The sequence below is a fragment of the Thiohalocapsa halophila genome (genome assembly GCF_016583825.1).
In the GTDB taxonomy this organism is placed as follows: domain Bacteria; phylum Pseudomonadota; class Gammaproteobacteria; order Chromatiales; family Chromatiaceae; genus Thiohalocapsa; species Thiohalocapsa halophila.
On the sequence record NZ_NRRV01000003.1, the window covers coordinates 104,871 to 116,554 of the forward strand.

Consider the following 11,684-nt stretch of genomic DNA (forward strand, 5'->3'; position numbering starts at 1 on the left):
ACTCTCGGCACCCCTCTGTTCACGGCCGACAGCGGTCTACGCAAGGCATTTCCTGACATTGCGCAGGGGCTCCCGCCCGGAGCCCAACGCGCGCCCGCGCAAGCCCAGCCCGATCCATCACCAAGGAGCTTTCCTCATGGACCCCCTCGCCAAACCCCTGCGCAGGCAACTGGAAGAGGCCGTCGTCGACGCCCGCGACACGGCGGAAGAGGCCGCCCGCGCCGCGCTGCTGCACCTCGGCGTCGCCGACGCGGACGCGCCCAAGCATCTGACCGACGCCGAGCGCGCCCTGCGCCGCCGGCTGCGCGCCCACGGCCGCCAGCTCGGGGATCAGCGCCGTCCCGACGCGCATCAGGCTATCGACAAGCTGGTGCAGGAGACCGCCTACGAGCACTGGCACCGCATGCTCTTTGCCCGCTTCCTGGCCGAGAACGGCCTGTTGATGCACCCCGACGGCGTTCCGCTGACCCTGGACGAGTGTAACGAGCTGGCCCGGGACGAGGGCGCCGCGGACGGCTGGGAGCTGGCCGGGCGCTATGCCTCCCGCATGCTGCCGCAGATCTTCCGCCCGGACAGCCCAGTCCTGGCCCTGACGCTTGCCCCTGAGCACCAGCGCGCCCTGGAGCATCGGCTGGCCGGCCTGCACCCCGACACCTTCCAGGCCTCCGACAGCCTCGGCTGGGTCTACCAGTTCTGGCAGACCAAGCGCAAAGACGCCGTCAACCGCTCCGAGGTCAAGATCGGCGCCGACGAGCTGCCCGCCGTCACCCAGCTCTTCACCGAGCCCTACATGGTCGCCTTCCTGCTCGACAACAGTCTCGGCGCCTGGTGGGCCGCCCGACGGCTGAGCGCGGAAGACCTGCGCACCGCCGAGAGCGAGGAGGTGCTGCGCCGCAAGGCCACGATCCCCGGCGTGCCGCTGGAGTACCTGCGCTTCGTCAAGGACGAGGACGAAACCTGGACCCCCGCCGCCGGCACCTTCGACGCCTGGCCCGAGCACCTCAGCGAGCTGAAGGTCATGGACCCCTGCTGCGGGTCCGGGCACTTCCTGGTCGCCGCCTTCCAGATGCTCGTACCCATGCGCATGGCACTGGAGGGGCTGAGCGCGCGGGAGGCCGTGGACGCCGTGCTGCGGGAGAATCTGCACGGCCTGGAGCTGGACCAGCGCTGCGTCGAGCTTGCTGCATTCGCCCTGGCCCTGACCGCCTGGCGCTGGCCCGATGCTGGCGGCCACCGCCCGTTGCCAACGCTGAACCTCGCCTGCTCCGGGCTGGGGATTCATGCCAGCAAGGCCGACTGGCTGCAACTGGCCGAAGGCGATGTCGATCTGCAGCATGCGCTGGAGCGGATCTATGAGCTGTTCCAGGACGCGCCGACGCTGGGCAGCTTGATCGATCCGCGCCGGGCGTTTCGCGATGATGATCTGATCGACCTGGGTCCGCAGCGGGGCTGGGAACGGGTCGCCCCCCTGGTCGAGCGGGCGCTGGCGTCGGAGGATGAGCAGCAGCGCGAGCTTGGGGTGGTGGCGGCTGGTTTGGCACGGGCCGCGCAGTTGCTGGCCGACCGCTACCAGTGCGTCATCACCAACGTGCCCTATCTGACGCGCGGCAAGCAGCAGGAACGGTTGCGGGACTTCTGCGAGCGCCACCATGCGGAGGCCAAGAACGATTTGGCGACGGTCTTTCTCAAGCGCTGTCTGGGGCTCTGTGTCGAAGGCGGCACCACCAGTGTCGTGCTGCCGCAGAACTGGCTGTTCCTGACCAGCTACCGGAAGTTGCGCGAGAAGTTGCTGAAGCAGGAGTGCTGGCACCTGCTCGCGCGTTTGGGAGGCGGTGCAGAGGCATTTGAAAATGGCCCTGGGAATATCACAAATATCTGTATGACTGAGATCAGTAGAGGCAACCCGAAAACCGAATCGGGCGACCTCTTTCGAGATGCGGAAGGCGGCAGTCTGATGCGTGGGTTGGATGTATCCGAATACCGTAATGCGAGTGAGAAAGCCGACCGTTTGCTGGGTGCAGAGGTCAAAAGTGTCGAGCAAGTAGCTCAGTTGAGTAACCCGGATAATATTATTTCCTTTGAAATAAGCCCTGATCTGCACCTGCTGGGCGAATACGTCGATTCAATTCAAGGGCTGGGAACAAGCGACAACCCGCCTTTCGTTCGATTCTTTTGGGAACTAGAGGATCGGAAAACGGGGTGGGAATGGTTGCAGAGTGCTCCGGATCACTTACTAGAGTACCGTGGCCTTCAACTCTTAATTCGCTGGGAAGATGGGAAAGGGTTGTATTATAAACATGCTATGGCTCTTAAGAAAGAGCGCCGCCTCGGTGGCTGGAAATCCGGAAAGGAGGCGTGGGGAAGCCTAGGGGTTTCCGTCTCCGAAATGGGAGACTTGCCAGCAACGTATTATTTAGGCACGATGTATGACAATACCGCGCACGCCGTGATCCCAAAAAGCAAAGCACATTTAGCGGCTATATGGTGCTTTTTCTATCACAAAGAACTGAGCAATGCTGTCAGGGAAAAATTCCAAAGCCTCAAAGTAACTAACCACACTCTGAAGAAGGTCCCCTTCGACCTGGACCACTGGTCCCGGGTGGCCGCTGAACAATATCCCAACGGCCTCCCTAACCCCTACTCCGACGACCCGACCCAATGGATCTTTCACGGCCACCCCTGCGGCTCGGTCACCTGGGACGAGGAGACCAAATGGACCGCGATTGCACCGAAGCGCACAAATGACGCCGTGCTCCAAACCGCCGTCGCCCGCCTGCTTGGCTACCGCTGGCCCGCCGAGACCGACGAGGCAATGGAGCTGTCGGACGAGTCCCGCACCCTGGTCGCCGAGGCCCGCAAGCTCGAAGCCTTCAGCGACGACGACGGCATTTGCTGCCTGCCCCCCATCCGCGGCGAGCCCGCCGCCCACGAGCGCCTGCTGCGCCTGCTGGAGGCGGCCTACGCTGACGACTGGAGCGCTGGCACCCTGGGCAAGCTGTTGGCCGAGTCCGGCGCCCAGGGCAAGGGCCTGGACGTCTGGCTGCGCGATGCCTTCTTCCAGCAGCACTGCAAGCTGTTCCATCACCGCCCCTTCATCTGGCACATCTGGGACGGGCTCAAGGACGGCTTTGCGGCACTGGTCAACTACCACAAGCTCGACCGCGCCAACCTGGAGCGGCTGGTCTATACCTACCTGGGCGACTGGATTCGGATGCAGGAGCGCGCCGGCGCCGACGGGCAGCAGGGCGCCGACGAGCGCCTGGCCGCCGCGAAGGGCCTCAAGGCCAAGCTGGAGGCCATCCTGGAGGGCGAGGCCCCGCTCGACATCTTCGTGCGCTGGAAGCCCATCAAGCAGCAGCCCATCGGCTGGGAGCCGGATCTCAACGACGGCGTGCGCCTCAACATCCGCCCCTTCATGCTCGCCGACGACGTCAGCAAGAAGGGCGCCGGCGTACTCCGCGCCAAGCCGGACATCCACTGGAAGTAGGACCGCGGCAAGGACGTCGAGAGCGCCCCCTGGTACCCCGTTTTCCACGGTGAGCGCATCAACGATCACCACCTGACCCTAGCCGAGAAGCGCGCCGCGCGGCATACGAGCGAACGATCAGGCTCGGCATGAACAGCAGCGAAGAGCCGTGATCCTCAAGAGGTGACACGACACCGCGACCGCCAACCGCGCTGAGTGTCGTGATCTGCAATAACGGGCCATGCCGCGGGCCTTATTGCAGAAAATCGGCACTAACCGATAATAAGAGGCCCGCCGGACGTCCCTTATGACGGAATCCAGCAATATGGAGGCCCCTGCGCCTGCTTGGCGTGCTGGCCGCTACGAGCCCCAGCCGGGCGGACATTCGGCATTCCTGCCGGCGCCATTGCCGCCGAACCCTCCGCTGCGCATCGACACGGGTCTGCTCGGCGCCTTGTCCCGGGCCGACCGGGCGCTTGGCCGGCTCGACGGGGCCACTGAGACGTTGCCGAATCCCGACCTCTTCGTGTTCATGTATGTGCGTAAGGAGGCGGTCCTGTCGAGCCAGATCGAAGGCACCCAGGCGTCGCTACTGGACGTGCTCGAGGTCGAGGCCCGCCTCAAGACAGACAATCCCTTCGATGTCGAAGAGGTCATCAACTACGTCGGCGCCATCAATCATGGCTTGGCGCGTCTGGCCACGTTGCCGGTTTCGCTAAGGCTGATTCGGGAAGTCCACGAGCACCTCCTCGCTGGCGTGCGTGACAGCCAGCGCAACCCCGGCGAGTTTCGCCGCGTTCAGAACCACATCGGGCCGCCGGGCTGCAGCCTGGAGCAGGCGCGTTTCGTCCCGCCGCCACCGAGCCGGCTGAATGAGTGCTTGGCTGAATTGGAGCGGTTCATCCATGCTGAGGATGAGATTCCGGTCCTGATTCGAGTCGGCTTGATCCATGCCCAGTTCGAGACGATCCATCCATTCCTCGACGGCAACGGCCGTGTCGGCCGGTTGCTGATTACGCTGCTGCTCTGCGATCGCGAGACCCTGCGTCGCCCACTGCTGTATCTGTCGTACTACTTCAAGCGCAACCGCACGGAGTATTACGACCGACTTCAGCGCGTTCGCGATCACGGAGACTGGGAAGGGTGGATCGCCTTCTTTCTGCGCGGCGTCTTCGAGGTAGCGCAGGAAGCAACCGCCGTGGCCAGGCGTATCGTGCAGATGCGCGAGGCCCACCGGGATGCGCTGATGGCGAGCGTTGGCCGTGCCGCAGGTAGCGCGCTGCGCGTCCATGAGCAGCTGTTCCATCAGCCCGTCATTACGGTTCAGCAGGTCTCGGATCTGCTCGAGGCGAGCTATAGCAACGCCAATGCGCTGGTGTCTCAGATGCAGGGCATCGGCATACTCGCCGAGATCACCGGCCAACGCCGCAACCGCCGCTTTGCCTACGCACCCTACCTGGCCCTTTTCGACGACAACGAATCCGGCATCCCTGACCTGGCCAAAGGATCGCGTCCTCATGACTGACACTGTCACCGACCGCCTCATCCAGCCGTTGTCGAGCGTTGCCGACATCCGCCCGTTCCTGCTCGCCGGCGACGTCGGCAAGAAGGGCGCCGGCTTGCTGCGCGCCAAGCCGAACATCAAATGGACCAAGGACCGCGGCAAGGACGTCGAGAGCGCCCCCTGGTTCCATCGCTTCAACGGTGAGCGTATCAACGACCACCACCTGACCCTTGCCGAGAAGCGTGCCACGAGGAGCGACCCATGAGCAGCTATCAGGGTATGCGCTGGTTCAAGTGCGATCTTCAGGTCCAAACACCAGCGGATCGGGCAAACTGGCGGGGCTCCCCCATGGGAAAGGGAGAGGAGGCCGAACGCGCGGCTGCTGAAGCCTACATTCGTCGTTGTTATAAAATTGGTCTCGAAGTCATCGCCGTAACGGATCACAACTTCCTGTCTAAAGGGTTCATTCCGTACCTGCGCCAGGCGATCGATGCGATCTCCGTGGAGTACGCTTACAGAATTGTCCTGTTTCCGGGCTTCGAGTTTGAGGCGGACGTAGGAAAAGGCTGCCATGTGCTCGCCTTGTTTGAGCCTGATGCGGATCTCGACGAGATTGATCATTACCTGACGGAATGTGGAGTTACCTATCCGCGCGTCCAGAACGGTGTGTTGAAGAAGTCCACCAAGCGGCTTCCGGAAATTCTCGACATCGTTCAGCGGACCACTCCAGAGGGTGTGCAGCGGGGGTTGATCATCTTGCCCCATGTTATGGGTGACGACGGACTGTTCGACTCTGGAAGGATCGGAGATTGGCTCCAGCAGGAGGAATTCGTCAATCCCGGCCTGCTCGCCGTCGAAGTGCCAAAACCTGTATCGAGGATGTCCAGCGGTTTCCAGAAGCTCTTCGGGGCAGGAGAAGACTGTGACCCGGGCTGGCGCCGCAGGCGCTCGATTGCCTGCGTTATGGGTTCGGACGCGAAGGCCTTGCGGGCGGAGGAGAATTCGGAGAACCCTCTGGGTAAGCGCTATACCTGGATCAAGATGTCGGCGCCCTCGATCGAATCCCTGCGCCAAGCCTTTCTGGATCATGACTCCCGTATTCGCCTCCCGGAGGACCCGGCGACGGACGTGAATCCAGCGGATCGGCAGTACCAAGCCCGCATCCTCTCCCTAAGCGTGGAGGGCGCGGCCTTCGTTGAGGATCAGCAGGTCGATTTCTCCCCCAATCTCAACTGCATCATCGGCGGTCGCGGCAGCGGTAAGTCGACGCTGTTGGAGTATTTGAGGTTGGCCCTTCGCAAGGATCGGTCGGATCGCGTACAGGATGACCGTACCAAAGAGAAGATTGAGCGTATCCGCAAGACGCTCGCTGGGCCGGACTCCCGGGTACGGGTCCAATGGCGTAGTCGGGACGGCGTTGAGGACGAACTGGTGCTCGCTTCCGGGGAAGCGAGCGTGGCGGGACGGGAGGTCGTGGACGCCGATACCTTCTTCCGCGGGCTGCCGGTGCGGTTCTTCAGTCAACAGCAGCTGACCCAGCTGACCGAGAAGGACAGTAACAACCTCCTGCCGCTCATCGACGATTTCGCCCGGGCGGACATGGATGCCCTCGAGGCCCGCGAGCGGGAGTTGCGCGCCGAGATCGCCAGCCTGTTCCAAACCCGGCGCCAGCAGGTGGTCCTCCAGGGCGAGCACCAGCGGCTTTCGCAAGAGGTTGCGGAGCTGACCCGCCAGCGCAGCGCCCGTGCCGGTCTTCAGGCCGCGGCCGACGCCCACTTGCGGCTCCAGGCGGAGAATAAGCTGGCGGAACGCATTCGATCGCAGGCCAGCGAGCCGAAGGCTTGGGTTGAGCTGGCGGAGGACTTCGCCGAGAGCCACTCTCCACTCGGATCAGTTGCCGACACCTGGCCCCACGGGGACTGGTTCAAGACCTTGGACAACAAGGTGGAGCAGGCGAAGCAGGCGTTGCTGGCCTCCATCAAGGCTGCGGTGGAGACCTATGTGCAGGAGGTTTCTGACCTGTTCGATAAGGACGCGGCTTGGCCGGGCATCGCTGACGCCCTTGCCAAGGCGGATGCGGAGTTTGCTATAGCATGCAGGGCGCAGGGCCTTTCGCCCGAGGAGGTTGCCAGAGTTCAGGAGATCGACAAGGAGTTGCGTGCTAAACAGGTAGAGCTCGAAGGCAACCAGCGTAAGCTCGACGCCTTGGAGACGGAGGTGGCGCCGTTGGAGGATCGCTATCGTGATCTGCTAAAAATCTGGCGGGAGCAGCACCGACTTCGTGAAGCGGCCGCGGACAAGGCCAATCGCGAGAGCGCCGCTTTGCAGCAGCGGTTCCTGGAGGTGACAGTGCGCTACTCCGGTGAACGCACCGCCTTCAATGCGATCTGGAATGGGCTTGCGCCCAAGGATCGTAGGACGAAGTTGGCTAAGCAGTGGGAGTTTCTCGGGCAGGCCGTTTTTGAGTACGCACGAGATTTCCATAAAGATTCACCCTGGCACGCCCTGTCAGAGCTGTTTAAACAATCTCAGTCGCTCACCGGCGAACTAGCGGACTGGCTTGATGAGCTGAAGCAACACCTCAGTTCCGCGGAGATGCTGCCCGAGTGGGAGAACACGCTCGTCAAGCGCGTGCCGGACTTGGTGGACGTAACGCTCTATCGCTCCGATGGCTCCCGGGCCGGCTCCATCCATGACGGGGGGCTATCGGATGGTCAGCGTAACACCGCGGCCCTGGCCTTGTTGCTGGCCCAGGGCAATGATCCTATCGTCATCGACCAGCCAGAGGACGAGCTGGATTCCAGCTTCATCTACCGCGACTTGGTGCCGATGCTCCGGCGCATGAAGGACCAGCGACAGCTGATTTTCGCGACCCACAACGCGAATCTGCCGGTCAATGGGGATGCGGAGCTGGTGTACGCGTTGGAAACCCGCAACGGCCGCGGGTGTCTGCTCGCCGAGGGCGGGCTGGATCGGCCCGGCGTTTGCGGCGCCGTGTTGGATGTGATGGAAGGCTCCAAGGAGGCGTTCCAGCGCCGGCGCGAGAAGTACCATTTCTGACTGCTGCCGCGAACCCAGGTCCTCGGACCGTAGGCCGATAGCCGATGCTCTACGACGACAAAGATGAGCTGCTGGGCGAGATCACCGCCGGCGAGGACACGCTGCTTGAGTTCAAGGAGGTGATCTTCAAGGGCGACCAGGTCCGGTTCGCGAGTGAGGAGGGCAGGGCCAGCAAAGTCATCGCCGAGGTCTTCGTCTCGATGGCGAACACGGAAGGCGGCCTGGTGGTGTTCGGCGTAAACAAGCTGGGCGACGTGGTCGGCATCGATCCCGCTAAGCGGGATAAGCTGGAACAGTTTGTTGTGCAGTGCGCCCTGGATCATTGCGTGCCGCAGATCGAGCCGGCCCTGGATTGGGTGCAACTGCCTGGTTCGGACGGTGCCCGCCGGCTGTGCCTCAAGGTCTACATTCCGCGAGCCCGCTACTACGTCCACCAGACCAGCGACGGGCGCTTCCTCAAGCGCGTGAGCAGTCACCGCAAGCCGATTCCGCCAGAGCAGTTGGGGCGGATGCTCGCGAGCCGCCAGCTCTTGTTGCCCTTCGAGGAACGCCCAGTGTTCGGGGCAGAGCTGGAGGTACTGAGCCGCAGCCGCTTCGAGCGCTACCACCGGGAGCGTTTCGACCGGTCCCTTTCCGAGACCGGGCTCCCCTACGAGCGACTTTTGGCCAACCTCAAGCTCGCCGTACACGAGGAGGACCGCCCGTGGCGGCCCAGCAACGTCGGTCTGCTGCTGTTTGCCGATCAGCCCGAGACTCATCTTCCAGGCGCTTACGTGGACGTGGCGGTCTACGATCACGACGTCGCCGATGGCAACACGCTGGACACGAAGCGGATCACCGGCCCGATCCCGGACCAGATCGAAGGGGTGCTGACGTATCTGCGGACGAGCCCGTTGGTGGCGGTGCGGTCGCAGAAGGACGGGCTCGGTCGGCGGGACCGGCCTGCATACAGCGAGCACGCGCTCCAGGAGGCCATTGTCAACGCCCTAGCCCACAGGGACTATGAGATCACCGGCGCTCAGGTCATCGTGACCCTGTTCCCGGACCGCATCGAGATCCGCAACCCAGGCGGTCTGCACAACACGCTGACCGAGGAGAATCTCTACGCTGGCTGCCAGCCGGTGCGCCGCAACCAGATACTGGCCGGCTTCCTGCGGGATTATGGCAACCTGACAACCGGGCGACGTTATATGGAGACGCGAGGCGAAGGCTTCTTGACGCTGGTCAGGATCAGCACCGAGCTGTCCGGTCGACGCCCGGACTTGGAGAACACGGGCGGGGCAGTGAAGCTGACACTCTATGCGGCGCGACTCGATGCCTGAGACCGTCCTCGACCGCGTTCTCGGCTCCCTGCGCAGCGCCGCGAACGTGAGCCGCGCCTACCAGGTGCGGCCCGCCGCCGTGCTCTGGACCGACCACGAGGCGCAGTGGCGCAGGTTGGCCGAACGGCTGCGCGAGATGCTGCCGGAGCTGCTGGTGCTCGGGGACCACGCGCCGGGGGAGCGCCGCGGACCGGCTATCTGGATCAAGTGCATGCTGGCGCGAACCCTAGACGAGGCCGATTGGCCGGCGACGGCAGTGCCCATCATCTACTTACCTGGCGTGTCCCGCTCGGACCTGCGCGCTATCGAGACCTGCCCGCGGGAGCTGCAGCCGCTGGCGGAGCTTCAGTACCGGGGCGTGTTCTGGAGTCAGCTCAACGGCAAGGACTGGACCGTCAACGCCTTCCTGTCCAGCAGCCACGGCGGACTCAACCTGGACCTGTCCGCCGACCAGGCGACGCGCCTTGCCATGCACCGGGCGCTCGACGTGCTCCTCGACACCCCGGTGGAGGACCTCAAGGGCCGGCGGCTGGAAGCGGCAGATTTCGACGCCTTACTGAGCGCTGATCCCGTGCGCGATGTACTGACCTGGATGAACCATCCTGAAGGCGTTGCCCAAGAGTGGCAGGGGGCCCGCTGGGACGCCTTCCGCAGCCGCTGCAAAGCGGACTGGAAGCTCGACCCCGAGGCCGACGGTGTGTTGGTCGCTGCCGAGCGCATCGCAGAGGCGCGCCCGGAGTGGGGCTCGGTTTGGGAGCGCTACCAAGGTGGCTGGCGCGCCTTCCCGAAGGTGATCGAGCGGTTGCGGCTCGCATCGCTGCCGGTGCATCCGGATCTCTTCACGGAGCTGAGCCGCTACCCGAACGCCAACGACGAGGCGGAGGAGAAATTGCGGTCCGAGCTGACCGCACTGGCTGGCTTAGAGCCGGGCGAGGCGGCAGCAAGGCTGCAGACGCTCGAACAACATCACGGGACACGCCGACAATGGCTGTGGGCGGAGATGGGTCAGGCGCCTTTGGCACGGGCGCTGGAGCCGCTGTCGCGGCTGGGAACGCTGGTCGGCAAGCCCTTCGGCGGACAGCATCTGGAGGACATGGCCGCCGCATACCAGGACGAGCTCTGGCAGGTCGACGCAGCAGCCCGGCAAGCCCTTGCAGGTGTGCGGACCAAGGCCGATGCCGAGGCCGTAAGCACCGCGCTACAGGCCGTCTACGTGCCCTGGCTGGCCGAGGCGAACCAGCGGTTCCAGGACCTGCTGCGCAAAGACGGCTATCCGGGCTCCTCAGTCGTTCAAGAATCGAGAGGCGCCTACCAAGCCGGTGGGGAGTGCTGGCTGTTCGTGGACGGGCTGCGCTTTGACGTTGCTCAGGACCTCGCGGCCGCCCTCAAGCGCGAGGGGCTGGAGGCAGGCATCGCGGTCGATTGGGCGCCGGTGCCCTCGGTGACCGCTTCCGGCAAAGTGGCCTGCTCACCGGTCGCACACCTCGCCCAGGGTCGCATGACCGACCAGGACTTCGTGCCCAGCCATGGCAGCCAGGATAAGCCGCTCAATACGGCGTTGCTCCGAAAGGCGCTCAAGGACGAGAGCTGGCAGGTCTTGGGCGGCAGCGACACGGGTGATCCATCGGGCCGGGCCTGGACCGAAATGGGTGACCTGGACCACTACGGCCACGAGCACGGCCTGCGCCTCGCCCGAGAGGTGCCGGTGATCCTGGAGTCCATCGTCGAGCAGATCCGCTACCTGATGGACGCCGGCTGGAAGCAGATCCGGATCGTCACCGACCATGGGTGGCTGCTGGTGCCCGGCGGCATGCCGAAGACGGAGCTGGCGAAGTTCCTCACCGCCACGCGCTGGGGCCGCTGCGCCGCCCTCTCGGACACGGCGAAGCCGACCGCGCTGACGCTTACCTGGAGCTGGTGCAAGGACGTGCGCATTGCCCTGGCGCCGGGGATTTCTAGCTTCATCGCCGGTCAGGAATACGGACACGGGGGCCTGAGCCTGCAGGAGAGCATCATTCCGGTGGTGACCGTGACGCGCCCGGCGGGCGTCGAGGACGCGATGTGCGTGAGCGTGCAGGAGATCAAGTGGACCGGGCTGCGCTGCCGTGTCACCGTCGAGGGTGCGCAGGCGGGCTTCACGGCAGACCTGCGGCAGAAGGCGAACGACCCGAAGACCAGCAAGACCGGCGGCGGCAAGCCGCTCAAGGCCGGGAAGGCGTCGCTGATGGTCGAGGACGAAGAGCTGGAAGGCGAGGCCATCTCGTTGGTCATCCTGGATGGGAATGGGCAGGCGCTCGCCAAGATGCCAACCGTGATCGGCGGAGAGTGATGC

General features: G+C 64.3%; 7 protein-coding genes. 6 read left to right on the forward strand and 1 reads right to left on the reverse strand.

Annotated features, from left to right (window positions below; translation table 11 throughout):
- Positions 1-19: 19 nt before the first annotated feature.
- Positions 20-400 (reverse strand): hypothetical protein, encoded by a 381-nt coding sequence (locus tag CKO31_RS26660; protein ID WP_242475078.1) that lies wholly within the window; start codon positions 398-400, stop codon positions 20-22.
- Positions 401-403: 3 nt separating this feature from the next.
- On the opposite strand from CKO31_RS26660, the gene CKO31_RS02330 reads away from it, so the two are divergent.
- The 6 genes from CKO31_RS02330 (at position 404) to pglZ (ending at position 11,681) form a co-directional block, all read left to right on the forward strand.
- Complete coding sequence (locus CKO31_RS02330; RefSeq protein ID WP_242475079.1) at positions 404-3,487, forward strand: Eco57I restriction-modification methylase domain-containing protein; 3,084 nt, start codon at positions 404-406, stop codon at positions 3,485-3,487.
- 304 nt (positions 3,488-3,791) lie between these two features.
- The gene (locus tag CKO31_RS02335; protein WP_200233676.1) at positions 3,792-4,991 is read left to right on the forward strand and encodes a Fic family protein; all 1,200 of its coding nucleotides are present in this window, start codon (positions 3,792-3,794) and stop codon (positions 4,989-4,991) included.
- Positions 4,984-5,235, forward strand: a complete 252-nt coding sequence (locus CKO31_RS02340) for a hypothetical protein (RefSeq protein ID WP_200233677.1) — start codon at positions 4,984-4,986, stop codon at positions 5,233-5,235. The genes CKO31_RS02335 and CKO31_RS02340 overlap by 8 nt, the downstream gene beginning before the upstream one ends.
- Complete coding sequence (locus CKO31_RS02345) at positions 5,232-8,030, forward strand: TrlF family AAA-like ATPase (RefSeq protein WP_200233678.1); 2,799 nt, start codon at positions 5,232-5,234, stop codon at positions 8,028-8,030. Before CKO31_RS02340 ends, CKO31_RS02345 begins: the two co-directional genes overlap by 4 nt.
- Positions 8,031-8,074: 44 nt before the next feature.
- On the forward strand, positions 8,075-9,352 hold the full coding sequence (locus CKO31_RS02350; protein ID WP_200233679.1) for an ATP-binding protein: 1,278 nt from the start codon (positions 8,075-8,077) through the stop codon (positions 9,350-9,352).
- Positions 9,345-11,681 carry a BREX-1 system phosphatase PglZ type B gene (pglZ, locus tag CKO31_RS02355; RefSeq protein WP_200233685.1) on the forward strand — a complete coding sequence of 779 codons (2,337 nt, stop codon included), beginning with the start codon at positions 9,345-9,347 and terminating at the stop codon, positions 11,679-11,681. The genes CKO31_RS02350 and pglZ overlap by 8 nt, the downstream gene beginning before the upstream one ends.
- The last annotated feature ends 3 nt before the right edge of the window (positions 11,682-11,684 follow it).